A 19,923-nucleotide genomic window follows, 5' to 3' on the forward strand; every position below is an offset into this window, starting at 1 on the left:
TCAGATACCGCCTGCGATCAGGTACGACGCCGCCGCCATCGCATCACCGGTGGCATAGCTCGCTGCGGACTCGCCGATACCGACACCCGATCGACCGAGTTCCTCGACCCCCTGGGCGGCGGCCGCGTTGTGTTCAGCCCCGTGGGCGCTGAAACCCGTTGCGGTCAGCAAGGAGACCGGATCGGCGGCGGGTGGGACCACCGCGGATATCACCGGTGCGGCCGCGGCGTGGACGGCGGCCAGCCGAGCGGTCAGCGCCTCGACGGCCGAGCTCGCCGCGGTCAACCCTTCCGGGATTACCAGCAATGTCATCGGTATTCCTTTCCTCTGGTGTTGATTCCGTTGTTCGCCGACAGCGCGGTCCCGGTACCGAACGGGTTGACCAGCTGTACGAATTCGGGTGTGTCACCGTCACCGAGCAGCATGCCGCGGCCGGCGGGGAACCGGGCGAACCGGTGGCCGCGGATCTTGCCGCTGTCGGCCGGATTGCCCGACAGCATCAGTGTGGTCGCCTGTAGATCGTTGAGCCGGCGCAGCAGCGGCGCAGTCATCACCGCGTGGGCTGATCCGGTGGCCCGGGCCGTCACGATGACGCGCAGCCCGAGGTCCGACGCTTCCGACAGCAGACCGACGATGTTGGTCCACGGTCGCTGCCCGGCAAACGGACCGCTGACCGACGGGCCGTCCGGAATCTGGTCGACGTCATCGACGATCAGATAGTGCGTGTGGCGCCCCGGATTAGCCCGGTAGCTCCACCCGCTGAGCTCCTGCGGACTCAAACCGACAGGTGGGCGGCGCTTTTCGATGAGTGCCGAAAGTCCCAGCATCGCCGGTAGCACGCGGTCGATGTTGGCCGTGTACTCGTTGTCCGGAAACAGTGGTTCGTCGACCAGGTGCAGCCTGCGGTCGATGACCGTGAACGCGACCTCGTCCGGAAGCGAGTTCTCCCGGATGGTCCGGATGATGTGCCGCAGCAGTGTCGTCTTGCCGGATTTGGAGTCGCCGAACACGGTCAGCAACGGGTTGTTCGCGAAATCGATGGCGACCGGAGCCAGATCCTCTTCGCGTTGCCCGATGACCACCGTCTCGGGCGCCCGGTACAGCGGGGCAACCGCGGCGGGTGCCAGCTCGGTGGGCAGCAGTCGCACCGGTGGCGCACTGAGGCCGGGGTGCCGGGCGTTGATGACAGCGATGTCGCGCTCCATCGATTCCCCGGTCGCTCCGCTCCTGCGCGCCGGGGCCGGTTGGGCGAACAGGAAGTGCTCGGCCGCCATGGTCAGACCACGCCCCGGTTGGTCGGCGGGCACGGACTCGGCCGGGCGGCGCAGTGCCCCCACCACCCGCACGATGCTGTCGTGTGCGTCGTGCAGCTTCAGTTCGAGCCGCAGTCCCAGGCCGTCGCGCATCGCCAGCGGCACCTCAAGCCAGTTCGGCGTGGTGATGACGACATGGATGCCGTAGGCCAGGCCGATGTTGACCAGCTCGGTCACCTTGGCCAGCAACGGGTTACGGGTGTTGAAGGTATCGGTGTTGTCGCGGCTGAACGCGTACAGGTTGTCGATGACCAGAAATACGTTGCCGTAGCCGTCTTCGAAATTTCCGGCGGAGCCGCTCCCGCGGTTCACCGAACCCTGCTTCTGTCGCGCCCGCAGCAGCTGCTCCAACTCGCCGAAGGTGCGGCGGATCCGCTCGGGTTCCAGCGGGGTGGCAACGCTTCCGACGTGGGCCAGGTGCTGTAACCCGGTCAGCTGCCCACCGCCGTAGTCCAGGCAGTAGAACGTCACCTCGCGCGGCGTGTGTAGGGCCGCCGCAGACAGGATGAACGTCTGCAGCGCAGTCGATTTGCCCGATCGCGGTCCGCCATGGATCAGCACGTTGGCAGCCGACGAGTTGGCGTCGAAGACCAGCGCGTCGCGGCGCATCTCGAACGGCTTGTCGATCTCGCCGAGCGGCCAGCGCAGCTGGCCGGCGTCGATTCCGGTGCGGGCCAACAGATCGTCGAGTGGGATGGCCTCGTCGAGCGGCGGCAGCCACAGCTCGGGTGCGTGCGGACCGTACTGTGCCAGCTGGTCGCCGACCGTGGTGATCAGTTTGCGTGGCGGGAGTGCGATCAAATCGTCCTGGTCGCCGCCCGTCGCAACGATCGTGTCCGGTTCGGGCTCCACGCGGCTTGCCGTGAACAACTGCGGCTGTGGAAGCGCCCGCACCACAATCGACTTCTCCACCTTCGGTGGATCGTAGATGCCGTCGACGTAGGTGCTGCGGAACTTGATCGGCACCGCCCCGGGCGCGGGCACCAGGAAGCCTTCGCCCTTGTGGTCGCGGCCGGATTCGATGTGGTAGGCGTCCTCGACCCCGATGATCTGCCGCGAGACGCTCGGGCTGGCGACCTTGAGGCCGATCCGGTAGGAGGTGTTCTTGTCGATGTCCTTGATCCGGCCGACATCCAGAGTCTGGGATGCGAACAGGATGTGGATCCGGAACGAACGGCCCTTGCGCGCAACGTAGTCGAACAGCTCGGCGTATTCAGGATGGTCGGCGAGCATGAGCGTGAACTCGTCGGCCACCACGAACAGCGTCGGCATGGGCGGCAGGTCGTACCCGGCGGCGATCGCTGCTTCGTACTCGGTCACCGAGTTGAAAGCGCTGCCCTGCACGCGACGCCCGGTTTCCTTGAGCAGCTGTTCACGGCGGGCCACCTCGCCGCGCAATGTGTCGGCGAACCGGTCGGCCAGCGACCGCTTCTCGGCCATGTTCGAGATCACCGCGACGACCTGCGGGAAGTTGCGGAAGATGTCGGCGCCGGCCTCACCCTTGAAGTCGGCGTAGATCACGATCAGCCGATCGGCGGAATGGGTTGTCAACAACGACAACAGGATCGACATCAGGGTCTGCGATTTGCCGGAACCCGTCATACCGATCATCAGACCGTGCGGGCCCATACCGCCCTCGGCCTCGTCCTTGAGGTCGAAGTACAACGGCTCGCCGGTGGCGGTGACGCCGATGGGAACCCGCAGTTCCTCGTCGCGGGGTCGCGGTGCCCACAGGGCCGCCACGTCCAACGCCGAGGCGTCGGGTATGTCGAGCAACGTCGTGAAGGTCGCGCCGCCGGTCGACGTGGACCGCACGTGACCCGGGTTGGAATCCCAGCGCGACAATCTGCGGGCGATGTGGGCAGCCTCGGCGGCAGGCATCTCGTCGGCCCGGTCGACGTACGGCTGCCACCCGCTGCTCTGCCAGCGCTCGATACGGCCGTCGACGATCCGCAGGATGGGCCGCTCAGGATCGGGATACTGCTCGCGGTTGGGCAGAGTTGTCGAACGGTGGATCACCGTCACACCGGCCAGGCCGGGTCGCCGGGCGATGTCGTCGGGGTCGGCCTCGGGGTCGTCGATGATCACCAACAGATGCTTGGCAGCCAGGTCGGTGTCCCCCGGGAACGGTGCCCGGTCGGCGAGCGCCGGTTGCAGCAGCGCATGCAACTCGGCCACGTTCGCGGCGAGGTAGCGGGCCGGGCCGACGCCGTCGGCTTGACCCGGGATATCTACGTGCGGAAGCCATTTCAGCCACGACCAGTCTTCGGAGTCGACGCCGGGCGAGGCCAGGGCGATACCGAGCATGGTGGGGTCGTGCCAGGTCACGGCCTGGGCAATCCAGGCCCGTACGGCGGCGCGCACCTCGTCGCCATCGCCGAGAACGGTGATGCGGGCCAGCTTGGTGACGTCGACGCCGGTGGGCGCATCGCGGACAGTGCGCTGCGCGTCGAGCAGGCCACGAAGGGTGCTGTGCGACACCGGTTCCAGGTCGATCTCGTCGACGGTGTCCTTCACGCGCATCGCGGCATCCAGCGGGACATCGTGCAACCCGGTGCGCAGCACCAGGAAATCACGGTCACGCGGGTCCCGCTCCCACTGCCTGCGGCTGCCCGGAATGGTGGCCAGCACCTCGGGCGCAGGATGCGACCACTCCAGGGCCGCACGCTGTTCGGCGGCGTGGGCGCGGACGTTGTCGCGCACCACCGACAGGTAGCGCAGGTAGTCGGCGCGCTCGGCGTCGACCTCCTCGGTGCGCATCTTGTCACCGCCGCCGCGGTACAGCGCGGTGGCTGCCAGCAGCATCACGAACGGGAAGAACAGGATGGTCGGCGAGATCAGCCGCATACCGGTGGCCACCAGCGCCACGATGATGCCGACGATCAGGATGACGATTAGGTACGGCAACACCCGACGCAAGAGCGACGGCGGAATCACCCGCGGCAATTCCGGTGGCGCTTCGATGGTGATGGTGCCCTTGCGGGTGGTCGGCGGCGCGGCGCGGCGCTGGTGTTCGAAGATCAACCTGCTCATGAACGGGTCTCCAACCGGGCCGGGCTCGAATCGGCCGACAGGGCGTCGTGCGCCACCAGTGCGTCGCCGCGGGACAGGGTGGGGCCGGCCGCGAACTGGGCCAGCACCGACCACGGAATAGGGAGGGCGGGGTTGCTGAGGCCAAGTGCACCAACGACTTTGTCGTCACCGGCGGTTTCGATGCCGTACCGCACGCCGGTGTCGCTCACCCAGAACAGCGAGCCCGCTGTCGGCGAGCCGGGTTCGGCACCGACGGTCTGGACGAAGTACCCGGTACCCGGCACCAGCGCGACGCGGTCGGCCGTTCCGTTGCTGCCCGCGCCGACCAGGTCGACGGTGTGCAGGCCGTCCGGCACCGGCAACGTCGCACCCGACAGCAGTGTCAGCGAACTCTCGGCCGCCCCATCGGGTTTCGTCCATTGGGCACACGTGACCGGGTCCGCCGAGGCCTGCACCAGGGTGACCGGCTGTTGGGGAAACGCCGCCGTATCGATACGTCGGGAGACGGGCGCCCCTGCGACCGCGTCGGGACCCAGCCGTGGCGGCTGCTCGAGACCGTAGGAGTCGGTGTTGCGCAGGATCGCGGCCAATACCGGGGACACCGGCTGCAGGCCATCGGCCAGCACCGCGTAGTACCGCAGGCTGTTGTCCGCGGCGTAAGCGGTCACCACGGCGCCGACGGGTACCTGGATCGGCAGGTCGAAATGCGGGGGCGACCCCGCCTCCGCGATGGCGGGCGCGGCCAGTGCGGGCGCCTCGGGGATCGCGTTGAACAACCCGGCCGCGATCGGGCGGGGTGCCGGGATGTCGGCGCCGAGGCCCAGCGCGTCGGTGACCGCACGGTTGCCCACATCGATCGGGCTGCGCTTGCCGTCCCACAGCAGCCAGTCACCCGGGTTGGGGCCGGAGTCGTTGTGCACCAGCACCCCCTGATCGGAGGGCAGCGACACCGCGCGCTCACCCGCGGAGCTGGGCGCGCCGGCCAGCACCGTGACGCCGGTGACGGCGCCTGAAACCGCGTCGCACACCGTCCAGTCCGCGTCGCGGGAGGTGCTCTGCACCATGCGCTCGGGAGCGCCGGGGATGCCCAGCAGGTTGCCGCGCGGGTATTTGTCGATCTCGCTGGTCTTGACGGTGGTGGGATTGTCCGCCGCACCGGCGATCAGCCGCGCCGAGGTCAGGTTGAGCACCGGGTGCAACTGCTCCCCGACCAGTACGTAGAGCGCCGCGGTGGACCGGTCGGCGAGTATCTTGTCCTGGCCCGCGACCCCGCCGGGGCGGATCAGCGAGAAGACGAAACAGCCGATCAAACCGGTGACGACGATGAGCGCGCCGGTCATCACGGCCCGGCTCTGGCTGCGCAGAGGGTCGACCAGCATGCGGGTGTCGTGCAGTGCCACGCCGGACGCGATGCGGCGCATGACGAACCGCCAGCCGGTCACCTGGTGGCGCGTGACGAAGCCACGGCGGTACTGCACCCGCTCGGGGTTCTCGTTGACGGGGGTGCGCGAGCTGAACGAACGCCGATCGTCTCGCCCTGGTCCCGGCGCGGTCATTCGGGCACCGTCAAACCGAGGCCACGCAGCAGCGGAGCAGCGGAATTACGGACGTCACCGGCCGTGATCGTCATCATCTCCTCGTCGGTGAAGTCGTCCTGTTCGGAGTGGTCCAGCCGGTATTCGCGTTCCTCCTCAGAACGCTCCACCAGGTTGCGGACGAACCGGCCGTTGCCGGCGATGTCGAGGCTGCGCCGCGAAACCCCGTTGGCGTCGGGTGTGGTGGCCTCGGCGAGGTGAGCGAACAGCTTCTCCATGTCGTCGTGCGCCTCGGTCTCGAACACGCTGTCGCGTTTCTCGGCCATCCGCACGGCGATCTCCACCAGCTCCGACGGGTTGTACGACGGGAAGTCGATGCTGCGGGTGAAACGCGACCGCAGACCCTCGTTGGTGTCCAAGAAGTTGTCCAGATCCTTGCGGTAGCCGGCGACGATGACCACCAGGCGGTCGCGGTCGTTCTCCATCCGGGCCAGCAGAGTGTCGATCGCCACCAAACCGAAGTCGTTTTTGGCGCCCGTGGAGACCAGCGCGTAAGCCTCGTCGAGGAACAACACGCCGTCCAGGGCGCTGTCGATGATCGCGTTGGTCTTGGCCTCGGTCTCACCGATGTGCTGGCCGATCAGGTCGGCACGGTGCACCTCGCGAACCGTCTCCTTCTTCAAAAGGCCCAGACCGCAATAGATTTTGGCGACGACACGGGCGATCGTGGTCTTACCGGTACCGGGCGGTCCGGCGAACACCAGGTGGTTGGTCCGCTGAGCGACGGTCAGTCCGCGTTCCTGGCGTCGGATGGCCATCGCCACCGAACTCTTGAGCCGGGCCACCTGAAACTTCACTTCTTCCAGGCCGATGAACTCGGCGAGCTCGGACTCGGCCTCGATCAGCAGATGCGCCTTGCGCTCCTTGGCGCCGGGGTCGATGAACTCGTCCTCGGTGGGCTCGGTCGCCGGATCCCACGGATTGCTCCTGGCGTCGATACGCGCCGAGGTGCTGGTGACCAGTCCGAAGGTCGGGTCCGACAACGCCTCTTCGACCTGCGTGTTCTCCGGATGGGCCGCGAACAGATCCTGCAGCACCTCGTTGGCGTCCTCGTCCTCGCCCTGGCCGCGCAGGGTCAGGGCTTTGGCCAGTGCACCGTCGACGGCAGCCACCACGATCGGTCCGGACGGCTCCTCCAGGTAGGACAGGGCGGGCGCGTACATGCCCAACCGGGCCAGCGCGATACCCAAGGTGGTCTTGGCCGCATGCGCGGTCACGTCGTCGAGGGACTCATCGGTCACCACCGGCGTCAGCAGGCGCACCACATCCGACCAGCGCTGCGCGCGGTGGTTGATCGCCACCCGCAGCCAGCGCGCGTTGAACCAGCCCGGTCGCCGCGTCGCAACCTCGTCGACCAGTGCGTCGGCCTCGGCCAATTCGCCCGCGGCGCATCGCCGCGCGGCATACGCGAGCTGGAAGTCGTCCGGCCCAGTGGCCCGGAACGCCAGGTACAGCCCGGTGTCGTAGGTGAATCCGAGGTCGCCGGCCGCGAGGTCGATCTCCCGTTGCAGAACGCCTGCGCTCGCCGCCGTGCGCCACACCGCGTCGATGACCGGTGCAGACACATCCCCCGCGGCGGCGAGCCCGATCCAGGCGTCGCAGTGATCGTGTGCGATGTGGGTCAGCCCGGCAAACCCGGATCTGGCCGCGGCCAGATCGGCCGGGCGCTGCCGGTCGTTGACCGTCAGACCGAGCGCACGACAACATGTGGCAAAGCGGCTGACCACATCGCGGTCGAGTCGGGGTGCTCCCTGAGCTGGAGCGGCGAGCGTGTTACTACCCATATGTGTGCACGGGAGCGACTGACGCCCCCGACTCTCTCCTTATGTATGGCTAAGCTAACTTTCGCTGAAGTTAGCATTGCATAACTTAACTGTCGAGAGGCACGTATCTACCCGAGGAGGTGCAGCCACTCACCTCTTAGTCGCGGTCACCAGGCTGATAGTTCCCGTCATCACGGCGGCCTCGGAAGTTACCGCGGGAATGGGCCTGCCGACGCGTTCCAGGTAGTCGTGCAGGGCAGTGGTCTCGACATCCCAACCACGTGGCGAAAACCACTGTTCAGCGGGTGCATGCTGCTGGTTGTAGACCAGCGAGAAGAATTCGGTGTCCTGCCCGGAGACCCGCCCCTCGGCACGCTTGGCCTCGAACACCTCGCGGTCCATCGGCACCGCCTCTTCGACCGCGACGAGGCTGCCGGGGGCCGCCAGGGCGTCGATACCGGCGAACAATTGCTCCTGCGCGGCTGCTGGCAAATAGATCAGCAAGCCCTCGGCAATCCACGCCGACGGCTTCGACGGGTCGAAGCCGCGGGTGCGCAATGCCTGTGGCCAGTCGTCGCGCAAATCGACGGCGATCTCGCGGCGCTCGGCCGTCGGAGCGTCGCCGTGGCTACTCATCGTCTCCCGCTTGAACTGCAGCACACGGGGCTGGTCGAGTTCGTAGACGACGGTGCCCGCGGGCCAGGACAACCGGTAGGCCCGGGAATCCAGGCCCGCCGCGAGCAGCACGATCTGCTGCACACCGGCCTGCGCGACACGCTGAAAGTAGTCATCGAAGTATCGGGTGCGGGCCCCCTGGAAATTGACGAAATGTCCGCCCCACTCGGTGCGCAGTGGGAAGTCCACGTCGGCGCCGTCAAGGACCGCGGCCGCAGCGCCGCCGACGGCGCGACAGAACACCTCGGCATACGGGTCGACAGCCAGCGGGTCAGGCTTCTGGGCTTCCAAAGCCCTTGCCGCGGCGACGAATAACGCGGTCTGGCCGACGCTGGTGGAGATGTCCCAAGTGTCTTTATCGGTACGGCTGCTCACGGCCGCGAGGGTACGCGCCGAAGCTGACAAGCTTCCTACACCAGCGGCCGTTGAACGGCGATGGGCCGGGCACAGCGGAACGCCGTGCGTTTCCTGATATCCGCTGCATACCTGACACGTTGTCGAGATGACACGATATCCGGGTGACACCCGTACAGCAGTACCGCGGCGTCGACACTGCCGCGCGCTTGGCCCGGCGGCGTGACCAACTCTTGGCGGCCGGGCCGGATCTGCTGGGTGCGGACACGATCGGGGCCACCGATCCGGCACGCAAACGAGCCGATCCGGCGACGTTCTTCGCCATGCCACCCGGCCAGCACACCGGGGCGATGCCGAATCTCGAAGAGAACAGATTATTTTGTGCCACAGCGTATTTCGTTGCCATAGGGGCCACCCGGACGATCAGCGAGCGGCTCGTCGGCGTCGAGTCGCAGCGAAAGACGCCATGAGCGGACCCGTGTTGTTCCAACCCAGCGCCCTGCTGGTATCGCACGTCGACTTCTTCGGCTACTGGGACCGTGCCGGCGGGCCCATCCATCGCAGTCGGGCGTTGCCTCGCGGCGCGGCAACGGTGATCATCGATCTCAGCCCACGCCAGCAGGTCGACTTCTACGCCGCCGACGGAATCACCCGCCTCGACGTACCGACGGCCTTCATCGCCGGGGCAGGCAGCGTCTCATACATCACCCAGATCGATTCCACCCAAACCGTCTTGACGATCCATTTTCGTCCCGGCGCGACGATCTCCACGGGGTTGAGCGAGTTGGAGAACTCCTGTGCGGGCCTGGCCGACGTGTGGGGCGCCGCGGGAGCTGAGCTGCATGACCGGCTGCTCGACGCGCGGTCGGTCCAGTCGCGGATCGCACTCGTGGAGGCCTTCCTGCTGGCCAGGATCAAGCCCCGGCACGCCGACGTGGACGCGGTGCTCGATGCGGCCGAACGCGATCCGTCGATGCGGGTCGCGCAAGCCGTTGCGTTGACCGGACTTTCACCGAAGCGGTTGATCGGACTGTTCCGCTCTGAGGTCGGGTTGACACCCAAGTCCTACCTACGGGTGCGCCGGCTGCAGGCGGCCCTGCGACTGCTCGACACCAGCGCGCGGCGAGGTGCCGATGTCGCGGCGGCCCTCGGCTACTTCGATCAGGCCCATTTCGCCCGGGAGTTCCGGGCCTTCACCGCGATGACGCCGACGCAGTACGCACACCGTCGTATGTGGCTGCCCAGCCATGTCGGGCTCAGCAGCCAGCCGTAGCATCCTCCAGGCGAGCGCCGAAGGCGCCGAGGAAATTACCGACCATTTGTGGTAGAGCCCGGCGATCAGAGTGGGGTCGGGCTGCCATTGACAGAAACCGGCCCAACACCAACAGGGCCCGTTGACTGGGCAAAAATATCCAAGACGGCCCGCCGGCCTGCCCCGCATGATGGCACCATGAGTTCTGGACAGGGCGTGGCCGACACCGGGCTGCTGGTGGCCGCCATCCGAGCCAAGGAAACCCAACGCGAAGACCGGCTGTTCACCGATCCATTCGCCGACAAGCTGGCCGGCGAATCCGGCCGACAACTGCTCGAGGAGACCGTCGCCACCGCCGGCGACAAGACCACCTTGCAGATCGTGATCCGCACCCGGTTCTGGGACGAGGCACTGCTGCGCGCGGTCGCGACGGTCGACCAGGTGGTGATCCTGGCAGCCGGGATGGACGCGCGGGCATACCGGCTGCCGTGGCCCGCCGCCACCACGGTCTACGAGCTCGACCAGCCCGCCGTGATGACCGCCAAGGCCGAAGCGCTCGCCGGCGAGGAGCCGCGGTGCCGGCGAGTGGCAATCGGCGTCGACCTCGCCGACGACTGGACAGGTTCGCTCCGGGCGGCGGGGTTCGACCCGCAGCGCCCAACGGTCTGGCTGATCGAAGGACTACTTCAGTACCTTGATGCATCCGCGGTGCAGACCCTGTTCGAGCGCGTCGACGCGGTCTCGGCACCCGGATCGGTGCTGCTCTACGACGTGGTCGGTAAGACCTTGCTGGACAACGTGATGCTGGCGGCAGTCCGCGAACACATGGCCCGCAACAACGCTCCGTGGCTGTTCGGCACCGACGAGCCCGAAGAGCTGAGCGAGCGGCTGGGCTGGTCGGCCGTCGTCACCGACGTGGCCGAACCGGGCAACCGCTGGAACCGGTGGTTCGCCCCCGCGGTGCCGCTGGATGTGCCCAACGTTCCGCGCGGCTATTTCGTCGAGGCGGCCAAAGGCGCCTGAGCCCTCCCCCGCGCCGCAGCCCCTTTGTCACACTGCCGAGCCCTCGCCACTGGCCCCCGCCGCTGTCCCCCGCCGTCACGCTGGAGTGGCACTCAGCACCGACAGCCACTCTGCCGTGACAAAGCCCGTGGTTGCCACGCTCGACGGGCGCCCGCGCCGTCCCCCCCACTACCGAGCCCTCCCCGTTGTCACGCTGGAGTGGCACTCAGCACCGACAGCCACTCCAGCGTGACAAAGCCGGTGCGACAAGACCCCGTGCAGTGCGACAAGACCCCGTGCTCGGCCGACACCATCGCCCGACGGATCGCGAACCGGTGGCGGTGAAGCTGTTTCGGCTCAGGCGTCGGGGGTCGAGTCATCCGCAGCTTCCGGCGGAGAAGCCGGTTTCGCCGATTCGCCATTCCCCGAGCCGCGTACCGTGAGCGCGTGTCCGACGCCGATGCCAAGCGCGACCGGCCACGGGATCAATTCGGTGACTCCCAGGACGCCGAGCACGCTGTAGAACGCCATGTGCTTGGGCGGCGGTACCGAGACCTTGCCTACCACCGGCAATGTGACCGAGAACTTCTCGGCCCCGTGGACGACCTTGGAAACATCGTTGTGCGAGGTTACGAAATCGCGAACAGAATTCAACATTGGTTAGGTAACCCTTCCCTATCGTGCGACACGGCATTACGCTCACTCGTGTGGACGACGTCATGCGCAAGCTCGGCACCGACACCCTGCTCGATTCCGGTGTCCGCCTCCTGACCCCCGCCGTCGAGCACGTCTACACCCTCCTGGTGCGTGTCGGCGTCCTCGACATCGACGACTGAGAGTCTCTCGGCTACCCGATCGATCACGCCGGGAAGTAGCGTGGCCACGCCACCGGCCAGCAGAGCCGAGACAATGGCTTGACCCCATCCGACCGGACCGACGGGCGTGCACCCGAACAACTGACTCAGCCCCGGCGTGCTGATAATCCCCGCCATCACCGTCACAGTTCCCACATTCGTGGCGATCACCAACGGCCCGTGCGAATCCGAGAGCGTCTGCATCATCTGCGACAGCACCAGCCCGATCAGGCCCACCGTGGCCGCGCGCTGCCGAGACCCCGTCGGGAGCGCCATTGCCCAGGCCAGCGTCGCCCCCAGCGTAGTGAACACCCCGCGTACCGCGACCGCCCGCCAGATCGACGCCTCGTCGTGATGCGCGACGTCATCGCGGGGCACCTGGGTGCTGACGGCGACCGCCGCCGCAGGCAGCGCATCGGTGAGCATGTTCACCAGCAGCATCTGGCGCGCCGACAACGCGGGCCGGCCCGTCAACAACGACGTTATCACCCCGAATGTGACCTCACCGACGTTGTGTCCCAACAACATTGACACCGCAGACTGCACCCGGCGCCACAGTTGCTCGCCCTCGTCGAGGGCTGATACCAGTGCGCCGATCTGACCGTCGAGCAGCATGACGTCGGCCGCCATTCGGGCAGGGTCGCTGCCCGCCGACACCACACCCACCCCGACGGACGCGGCTCGGATGGCCGCGGCGTCATTGGCCCCGTCACCGACCATCGCGGTCACCACACCCGCCGACTCGAGCGCCTGCACCACTTCGACCTTGTGCTCGGGCGACATTCGCGCGAACACGCGATAGTGCTGCGCGGCCCGGCTGCGCTCCGGGACCGTCATCGCATCCCACTGGGCACTGGTGAGCACCTCGTCGGTGGTCACCGGGAGGCCGAGCTGTCCGGCGATCACGGCAGCGGTGAGCGGGTGGTCGCCGGTGATGAGTTTGACGCCGATCCCGCGTGATTGCAGTTCCTCCAACAGCTCACGAGCGCCCTGTCGCGGAGTGTCTGCCAGCCCGAGCAACCCGAGCGGGTACAGCTGGGTCCGGCACAGGGCCTCGAACGCAGCGGGATCTGCCGCGGCCTCCCGCGCTTGCATTGCGGTCACGTCACGGTAGGCAACGGCCAGCACCCGCAGCCCGTCTGCGGCCATCGCGTCCAGCGCTGTCTCCATCGAGCTGTCGGGAACAGCGAACGCCCGCACCAGAACGTCGGGAGCGCCCTTGAGCACGATGCGGGTGCCGACGAGCGCGGCGGCGAACGGCCGGTCGGACTGGAACGGCAGCAGCACGTCGAATCCGTCGATCGGGATGCCACGTTCGTCCGCTGCATCGTGTACGGCCTGGTCGGTGGCGTGCTCAAGCCGGACGCCGTCGCCGATCACCATCGTCGCGGCCGCGGCCGCGAGTACGTCATGCTCGGCGAACCCGTCGAGGGGCCGCACGGCGGTCACCCTGAGTCGGTTCTCCGACAAGGTGCCGGTCTTGTCGAAGCACACCGCGTCCAACCGGGCGAAGGCCTCGATCGCGCGCGGATTGCGGATCAGCACCGAGGATCCCGTCAGCTGACGAGCCGAAGCCGACTGGGCCAGCGTCACCACCAGTGGCAGTCCCTCGGGCACCGCAGCTACCGCGATCGACACCGTGCCCGAGGCTGTGTCGCGAATCGGGGTGCGCCGCAACAGCGACAGCAACCCGACGAGCCCGCCGCCAGCCAGGCTCCACGGGAGCGCCTTCTTGGTGATCGAGCCCAGCTGCGCCGCGAGTCCGACCTCACTGATACGCACGGGCGACATCGCCAACGCCCGGCGAATCTGGGAAGACGGCCCGACGCCGACGACGATGCCGACAGCCCGACCGGCGACCATCGTGGTGCCGGCGTGAAGCGTGCCGCTGCGTTCGGCCAGCGGCGCGCCAGGCGTCGGCTCGGTGTCCTTGGCCACTGGCAGGGATTCACCGGTCAAGGCGGACTCGTCGACCTCGACCCCGTCGGCCTCCAGCAGTCGCAGATCAGCCGGCACGACCTCGCCGGAGCGGACCTCGACCAGGTCACCGCGAAGCAGAGTCGCCGACGGTAGTTCGCGAAAGCCACCATCGCACAACAGGAGTCGCGCCGGCGGTTCCTGAACTGCCAGTAGGCGATCCAGCAGGTGTTCGGCGTGCACGGTCTGCTGTGCGGAGATTGCGGCGTTGCCGAGGAGCACCGCGCCGACCATCAATGCGTCCAACGGAGAGCCGAGCAGTGCACTGGCCACCGCCCCGGTCGCCAGAACCGGGGTCATCGGATCGGACAGATCCGCGCGCATCGTCGCGACATAGTCGCGCGCGGAACGCCATATTCCGACGACGGGCCCGGGAGACGACGCCGCCGACTCGGCGCGGGTCGGATCGTTCGGACGCGGCAGCAACCGGGCGATTTCTTCGACGGGCAAGGCATACCAGTCGTGCCCCGACTCCGGATTGGGCAGCGGTTCACCGAACACCTTGCGGCCCAGGTCGAATCCTGACCACAGCCCCAAGGTCGCGGTCATGTCCACCGATGCGGGGCCACTGCCCGGCACACTGGGAATGAGCATGAGGGTGCCCAGCACAGAGCTGCCCGCCGACATCGCCACGCCCTTGTCGGCAGCAGCGCGCGCTGCCGGCAGGGTCCGCAGCACCCGCCAGGCGGCGGCGAGATCGGGCACCAGGATGTCGGCACCCCATGGCGGCGTTCCGCCGTCGCGCATCACTCCGACCGACAGGTCGGCATCCAGGGCCGCACGATCACCCGATGCCGACAGCAGCGCCACCTTTGCCCCGTCGGCGTGCAGCGCAGCAACCACCTCGGCCAACGTGTCGTCCAGCGATGCACCGCGGGGCACGAGTTCGTCGAAACCTTGTTTGAGCGAACGCAATCCGTCGTCGGCGACCGTGACGACCCGGGTGCCGGCCGTGCGCGCCTCGGTGACCAGGGCCGCGGCCAGCGGGTCGCGGATAGCGCTGACGAGCGCCTCACCGACCGCACCGCCGCCGGGGATGTTCGACAACGCATTCCAGCCCGGGGACAGCTCCCCGGCCTCCAGCGCGTCGTTGGCGGCGGCCCAGGCCTGCGCGCGCAGCGAGGTGTCGGGCAGGCCACGCACGCGGCTGACGGTGTAGGAGTCGGTGTAGAGGATGCGCGGATCGATCACCACGGTGTCCAGATCGGCCAGCCAGCGCAGTGCCTGCGGCTGCAGTACCAGGGCGCCGTGGTGGTTCTGCAGGCCGCGGCTGACCGCACAGCAGAACGATTCACGAACGGAGCGAATGGGTTTCGGGGTGGCAACCGCAGCAGCCGCGGCCGCGATGTCCGGGTCGGCGAACACGCCGAGCAGCATCGCGCCGACGATGCCCGCACCGATCGAGCCCTCGGCATACCTGGCACCGGTCTTGGGCTGCCGGCCGTCGCGGCGCGCGGCTGCTATGTCGCCGGACTTGGTGGCCAACTCAGTCAAGTGCGGCTCCATCCGCTCCCACGCCCGCCGCCCGTTGACGGCCTCCATGGTCTGCATAGCCCGGGTCAGGGTGCCCGACAACAGGGACGCCGGAGCGGCTCCCAACGCACCCGTCACGGCGCCGACGCACGCGAACGCGAGGTCGGCCCCTTCGACACCGAGCCTGCGCTCGACGAGCCGGCGCACTTTCGGATGATGGTCGGCCATCGCGACCGGGGCGGCCACCAAGCGTGGGATGCCGCGAATCGGCACCAGGCTAGCCAGCGTCGCGGCACCAAGGCCCACGGCCGAAACTGCTGTGGCGACCATCCTGGTGGCGACCAGTGCGTCGTCGCCCGGTAGCGACGACGGCGACGCGGATCCCGTTACCCCGCAGGACTCTTCGGCCGCAGCGACGACGCGGGCCAACTGCTGCGCCGTGGGTCCGGTGACGGTGACGGTGACGACAACTCGTGCGGTGGGCCCGTTCAGGTGAACCGCGGTGACACCGGGAGTGGCCCGCAATGCGGCACCGACGGCCTCTGCGACACCGTCAGTGCCGAGCCCACGTACCTCGATCCAGCGGGTGATCTCAGTGGAGGTGAATCGCCGGGCCGGGCCGACACCGGCCGCCTCGCCGAGCACGGCCGCTGCGGATTGCGTCGCCGCCAGGGTGTCCGCGGCAACGCCAGCCGCGACGGCGGTCACGGCCGAACCCACCAATTCGGCACTCGTCATCGACGTCGCGACCAACGTGCGGGTGATCGCAAAAGGTGCCGTCAGTAAAGACATCAACTCCCTCTCCTAGGTGCGCACCGCGCGGACCTCGCGGATCTCCGGAAACTCCGCCCGCACGGTGTCGGCAACCAACCTCGTCAACGTGCGGTTCCGTAGAGCGCAATGGCCGCACGCACCTTCCAGTGCCACCTCGACAACGTCCTCCCGGACCGACACTACGTGCAAGACGCCGCCGTGGGAGGAGACCAAAGTCCCCACTTCCCTGGCCAGAAGTGCCGCGATCTGCGACGGCAGATCCCGCGGAACGGTCCGGGAAAGCGCCTCGAACAACACGGTTCTCACCCTAGGCCCGTCGGCCGCCCACGAATACCCGGGCGCGAGTCTGGTGCGGATCTCGCCGGGGCCGATATCGACGGCAGCCAGGGCGTCGTCGCACAACAGCGTCGCCACCGCGTCCTCGGGCACCACCGCGTCGGTCACCCACCGCAACGTCGTCGGGTCGGCGGTCGCCTCTGGGTGTAGCTGCATCACGTCACCCACAGCGTGATGTAGCGCGCCGCAACCCCGCCGACCCACGCGAGCGCGAACATGTACAACCACGCGATCACCGGCCAGCGCCAGGAGTTGGTCTCGCGCCGGATCGTGGCCACCGTCGACATGCACAGCAGAGCGAACGCGAAGAAGACCAGAAGTGCGGCCACCGTCGGCGCAGAAAAGAGCAGTTCGCCCTGGTGTGAGCCCGAGGTCCACACCGCCGTGCGTACCGCTTCGATCGGGCTCTCCGGGTCGCCTGCGGCGAAGATCTGCCCCATGGTCGCGACGAACACCTCGCGGGCGGCCATCGCGCCGATCAACCCGACGCAGATCCGCCAGTCGAACCCGAGCGGGTCGAAGATGGGCTGGATGAACTTACCGATCGCTGCCGCGAACGAGTTGTCCACCACGTACGCGCCCGCGACGACGGGGTCCATTCCGGCGATCTCGTCGGTGCGCGCCGGTAGATTCAGCAGGAGCCACAGGATGACCGAGGTGGCAAGGATGATGGTTCCGGCCTTGCGCAGGAACGCTTTGGCCGAGTCCCACATGCTCAGCAGCACCGACTTGGCCGACGGGAATCGGTACGGCGGCAGCTCCATATAGAACGGCAACATGTCGCCGCCCAGCACTACCCGCTTGAACAGCCACGCGGTCGTCATCGCCGCGATACCACCGAGGATGTAGAGCCCGAACATCACCAGGCCCTGCATGCCGACCGGACCCCAGCGGGCAGCCGGGTCGACGAGCAACGCGATGAACAGGATGTACACGGGCAAGCGCGCCGAGCACGTCATCAGCGGCGCAGCCATGGTGGTGGCGATGCGATCCCGCGACGACGGCAACGTGCGGGTGGCCATGATGCCCGGCACCGCGCAGGCCACCGAGGACAGCATCGCCACGAACGCGCGTCCCTCCAATCCGGTGGTGGCCATGATCCGGTCGACCAGGAACGCGGCGCGCGCCATGTAGCCGATGTTCTCCAGCAGTGAGATCAGCAGGAACATCAGCATGATCTGCGGAATGAACACCAGCACTGCACCGACACCGCCGATGATGCCGTTACCCAGCAGGCCGGCGATCGTCTCGTTGGGCACGGTCGTGGCGACCGTGCCGGCCAACCACACGAACAACTGCTCGATCAAACCCTGAATCGGGGCGGCCACGGTGAAGATCACCTGGAAGAACAGGAACATCACCGCGATGAAGATCAGCGATCCCCATACCGGGTGCAGCAACAATCGGTCGATGTGGGCACTTCGCCGGTCGGCCTCGGGAGCACGGTATTTCGACGCGGCGAGCACAGAGGAGATCCAGGCGTTGAACTCGGCGTCATCGCGTGGCGGGGGAATCGGGACGCGAGGCCAGTTACCGGGCGCGGCCAGGAGTTCACGCAATGGCGCGAACCCCTTACCGCGGCTGCCCACCACCCCGACCACCGGGATTCCCAACGCCGTCGCCAGTTGTTCGGTATCCACCTGGCCGCCCCGGTTGGTGAGTTCGTCGACCATGGTCAGGATCACCATCGTCGGGAGGTCCAGCCGCAACACCTGGGCCAACAGCGACAGCGACCGTTCCAGCACCGTCACGTCCACCACGACGGCGATGGCGTCCGGGGCGGTGATCCCCGGCAACTCTCCGCGCAGTAGGTCGGCAACCACCTGCTCGTCCGGGCTCACCGGGTGCAGGCTGTAACTGCCCGGCAGATCCTCGACGGTGAACTTCACCGTCCCGCAGTGCGGACAGGTGTGCTTGCCGGTACCGACGCTGCGCGCCACGGTGACACCCGGATAATTGCCAGTGCGGGCCCGCAGGCCGGTCAGGTGGTTGAAGACGCTGGTCTTTCCCGCGTTGGGGCTGCCGACCAGCGCGATGCGCTGTTGTCCCTCGGGCGCATCGACCGCACCGTTCGAATGGCAGGCTGGGACGCTCATGCGGTCACCACGACCTGGATGTGGCGTGCCTCGTGGCACCGCAGACACATTTCGTAACCGAGGATGCGGTAGGCGACCGGATCGCCGAGCGGGGCGACCCGGATCGTATCGACCACGTTTCCTGCGCGAAATCCCAAGTGTCGCAACCGCAGCGCAATGTGCAGGGGCGCGTCTTCGGCGATTGCGACGATGGTTGAGCGGGTGCCGACGGGGACGTCGGGAAGCTGCTGAGGCAGGGGTGACGCGGTCATGCTGGCTACCTTTGTCGGAGAGTTGACGCTCGGTTTAGGTGAGGCTAACCACGGTATGGCGCGATGACTAAGGTCTTTGGTCCTCAGTAATGGACCTCGGGGGGGTAATCGGCAGGTTGACACCGAGCATTACTTCACCGCCAGCAGCGAGCAGGCCGATACCATCGCACGATGGATCGCGAATCGGCGGCGGTAACCCCCGGCCCGGTCCGGGTACTCGCGCATTTCATTCCCGGCGACCGGGTGCTGGATTTCCTTGCCCCACATAAAGACTGGCTCGACGTACGATTCTGCGCCGCCGACGACGACGCGACCTTCTACCGTGAGCTGCCTGAAACAGAGGTGCTCTGGCACATTCTGCGCCCGGTAACCGGCGACGACCTGCAGCGCGCATTGCGGCTGCGGCTCGTGCACAAGATGGGCGCCGGGGTGAACACCATCGATGTCGAGACCGCCACGCAGCTGGGCATCCTGGTGGCCAACATGCCCGGGGCGAATGCGGCCTCGGTCGCCGAGGGCACGGTGCTGCTGATGTTGGCGGCGCTGCGCCGACTCATCGAGCTGGACCAGTACACCCGTGCCGGCGAGGGCTGGCCGGCGGATGTCACCCTCGGTGAGACGGTGCGCGACATCGGCGGCTGCACAGTCGGATTGATCGGCTACGGCAACGTCGCGCGTCGGGTCGAGCGGATCGTCACGGCGATGGACGCCAGCGTGCTGCACACCACCAGCCGCGATACCGGCCATCCCCGCTGGCGCAGCCTCACCGAGCTGCTGGCGACCAGCGACATCGTGTCACTGCACGTCCCGTTGACCGACGCCACCCGCGGGCTCCTGGACCAGACCGCGCTGGCCACGATGAAGCCGGGATCGGTGATCGTCAACACCGCCCGCGGGCCGATCATCGACGAAGGCGCCCTGCTCGAAGCGCTCGGCACCGGGCGGATCGCGGCGGCAGGCCTGGACGTGTTCGACGTGGAACCCATCCCCGCCGGACATCCACTGCTGGATCTGGAGAACGTGGTGATCACACCCCATGTGTCCTGGTTCACGGTCGACACCATGCGGCGTTATCTGCAGGCCGCCGTGGACAACTGCCGTCGCATCCACGACGGTCAGCCCCTCGCGAACGTGGTCAACGAAGTGAACTAGGGCGGCCACGTGAACGAAGTGGC

General features: G+C 67.6%; 14 protein-coding genes and 1 pseudogene. 5 read left to right on the forward strand and 10 right to left on the reverse strand.

Annotated elements, in window-relative coordinates:
* The 5 genes from H276_RS0121325 to H276_RS0121345 all read right to left on the reverse strand — a co-directional run bounded on the left by H276_RS0121325 (nucleotide 1) and on the right by H276_RS0121345 (nucleotide 8,754).
* On the reverse strand, nucleotides 1–312 hold the full coding sequence (locus H276_RS0121325; protein ID WP_019973316.1) for a PE family protein: 312 nt from the start codon (nucleotides 310–312) through the stop codon (nucleotides 1–3).
* Entirely contained in the window at nucleotides 309–4,346 is a 4,038-nt protein-coding gene (locus H276_RS0121330; RefSeq protein WP_019973317.1) for a type VII secretion protein EccC, read from the reverse strand. Before H276_RS0121330 ends, H276_RS0121325 begins: the two co-directional genes overlap by 4 nt.
* Nucleotides 4,343–5,902, reverse strand: coding sequence for a type VII secretion protein EccB (gene eccB, locus H276_RS0121335; protein WP_019973318.1), 1,560 nt, complete (start codon nucleotides 5,900–5,902; stop codon nucleotides 4,343–4,345). Before eccB ends, H276_RS0121330 begins: the two co-directional genes overlap by 4 nt.
* The gene (gene eccA, locus H276_RS0121340) at nucleotides 5,899–7,668 is read right to left on the reverse strand and encodes a type VII secretion AAA-ATPase EccA (RefSeq protein WP_019973319.1); all 1,770 of its coding nucleotides are present in this window, start codon (nucleotides 7,666–7,668) and stop codon (nucleotides 5,899–5,901) included. Before eccA ends, eccB begins: the two co-directional genes overlap by 4 nt.
* 186 nt (nucleotides 7,669–7,854) lie before the next feature.
* Complete coding sequence (locus H276_RS0121345; RefSeq protein ID WP_019973320.1) at nucleotides 7,855–8,754, reverse strand: class I SAM-dependent methyltransferase; 900 nt, start codon at nucleotides 8,752–8,754, stop codon at nucleotides 7,855–7,857.
* 143 nt (nucleotides 8,755–8,897) lie between these two features.
* Between H276_RS0121345 and H276_RS25560 the strand changes: the two genes are divergently transcribed.
* From H276_RS25560 to H276_RS0121360, 3 genes are all read left to right on the forward strand, one after another.
* Nucleotides 8,898–9,203: a hypothetical protein gene (locus H276_RS25560; protein WP_019973321.1), complete on the forward strand. Its 306-nt coding sequence runs from the start codon at nucleotides 8,898–8,900 to the stop codon at nucleotides 9,201–9,203.
* The gene (locus H276_RS0121355) at nucleotides 9,200–10,006 is read left to right on the forward strand and encodes an AraC family transcriptional regulator (protein WP_019973322.1); all 807 of its coding nucleotides are present in this window, start codon (nucleotides 9,200–9,202) and stop codon (nucleotides 10,004–10,006) included. The genes H276_RS25560 and H276_RS0121355 overlap by 4 nt, the downstream gene beginning before the upstream one ends.
* 177 nt (nucleotides 10,007–10,183) lie before the next feature.
* Nucleotides 10,184–11,008 (forward strand): SAM-dependent methyltransferase, encoded by an 825-nt coding sequence (locus tag H276_RS0121360; protein ID WP_036461547.1) that lies wholly within the window; start codon nucleotides 10,184–10,186, stop codon nucleotides 11,006–11,008.
* Between the two features lie 336 nt (nucleotides 11,009–11,344).
* Here H276_RS0121360 and H276_RS0121365 read toward each other — a convergent pair whose 3' ends face one another.
* The 5 genes from H276_RS0121365 to H276_RS0121385 are packed head-to-tail and all read right to left on the reverse strand — an operon-like array spanning nucleotide 11,345 to nucleotide 18,748.
* A complete protein-coding gene (locus H276_RS0121365; protein ID WP_019973324.1) occupies nucleotides 11,345–11,644 on the reverse strand; it encodes a hypothetical protein in 300 nt (99 codons plus the stop codon).
* Nucleotides 11,638–16,083 (reverse strand): cation-translocating P-type ATPase, encoded by a 4,446-nt coding sequence (locus tag H276_RS0121370; protein ID WP_036461549.1) that lies wholly within the window; start codon nucleotides 16,081–16,083, stop codon nucleotides 11,638–11,640. Before H276_RS0121370 ends, H276_RS0121365 begins: the two co-directional genes overlap by 7 nt.
* 12 nt (nucleotides 16,084–16,095) lie before the next feature.
* The gene (locus tag H276_RS0121375; RefSeq protein WP_231376731.1) at nucleotides 16,096–16,557 is read right to left on the reverse strand and encodes a NifU family protein; all 462 of its coding nucleotides are present in this window, start codon (nucleotides 16,555–16,557) and stop codon (nucleotides 16,096–16,098) included.
* On the reverse strand, nucleotides 16,557–18,497 hold the full coding sequence (gene feoB / locus H276_RS0121380) for a ferrous iron transport protein B (RefSeq protein WP_019973327.1): 1,941 nt from the start codon (nucleotides 18,495–18,497) through the stop codon (nucleotides 16,557–16,559). Before feoB ends, H276_RS0121375 begins: the two co-directional genes overlap by 1 nt.
* Nucleotides 18,494–18,748, reverse strand: coding sequence for a FeoA family protein (locus H276_RS0121385; RefSeq protein ID WP_019973328.1), 255 nt, complete (start codon nucleotides 18,746–18,748; stop codon nucleotides 18,494–18,496). Before H276_RS0121385 ends, feoB begins: the two co-directional genes overlap by 4 nt.
* Before the next feature lie 115 nt (nucleotides 18,749–18,863).
* Between H276_RS0121385 and H276_RS25445 the strand changes: the two are divergent.
* Together H276_RS25445 and H276_RS0121390 are read left to right on the forward strand one after the other, a co-directional pair.
* Nucleotides 18,864–18,944 (forward strand): annotated as a pseudogene (locus H276_RS25445) (hypothetical protein); the annotation flags it as partial.
* Complete coding sequence (locus H276_RS0121390) at nucleotides 18,920–19,900, forward strand: 2-hydroxyacid dehydrogenase (RefSeq protein WP_019973329.1); 981 nt, start codon at nucleotides 18,920–18,922, stop codon at nucleotides 19,898–19,900. The pseudogene H276_RS25445 and the gene H276_RS0121390, both read left to right, overlap by 25 nt.
* Nucleotides 19,901–19,923 lie beyond the last annotated feature (23 nt).

This window comes from Mycobacterium sp. 141 (assembly GCF_000382405.1).
Taxonomy (GTDB): domain Bacteria; phylum Actinomycetota; class Actinomycetes; order Mycobacteriales; family Mycobacteriaceae; genus Mycobacterium.

Excerpts from the sequence above, each read along its gene's own strand:
- H276_RS0121325 (WP_019973316.1), bottom strand. The coding sequence starts at position 312 with ATGACATTGCTGGTAATCCCGGAAGGGTTGACCGCGGCGAGCTCGGCC.
- H276_RS0121330 (WP_019973317.1), bottom strand. The coding sequence starts at position 4,346 with ATGAGCAGGTTGATCTTCGAACACCAGCGCCGCGCCGCGCCGCCGACC.
- eccB (WP_019973318.1), bottom strand. The coding sequence starts at position 5,902 with ATGACCGCGCCGGGACCAGGGCGAGACGATCGGCGTTCGTTCAGCTCG.
- H276_RS0121355 (WP_019973322.1), top strand. The coding sequence starts at position 9,200 with ATGAGCGGACCCGTGTTGTTCCAACCCAGCGCCCTGCTGGTATCGCAC.
- H276_RS0121360 (WP_036461547.1), top strand. The coding sequence starts at position 10,184 with ATGAGTTCTGGACAGGGCGTGGCCGACACCGGGCTGCTGGTGGCCGCC.
- H276_RS0121365 (WP_019973324.1), bottom strand. The coding sequence starts at position 11,644 with ATGTTGAATTCTGTTCGCGATTTCGTAACCTCGCACAACGATGTTTCC.
- H276_RS0121370 (WP_036461549.1), bottom strand. The coding sequence starts at position 16,083 with ATGTCTTTACTGACGGCACCTTTTGCGATCACCCGCACGTTGGTCGCG.
- H276_RS0121375 (WP_231376731.1), bottom strand. The coding sequence starts at position 16,557 with ATGCAGCTACACCCAGAGGCGACCGCCGACCCGACGACGTTGCGGTGG.
- feoB (WP_019973327.1), bottom strand. The coding sequence starts at position 18,497 with ATGAGCGTCCCAGCCTGCCATTCGAACGGTGCGGTCGATGCGCCCGAG.
- H276_RS0121385 (WP_019973328.1), bottom strand. The coding sequence starts at position 18,748 with ATGACCGCGTCACCCCTGCCTCAGCAGCTTCCCGACGTCCCCGTCGGC.
- H276_RS0121390 (WP_019973329.1), top strand. The coding sequence starts at position 18,920 with ATGGATCGCGAATCGGCGGCGGTAACCCCCGGCCCGGTCCGGGTACTC.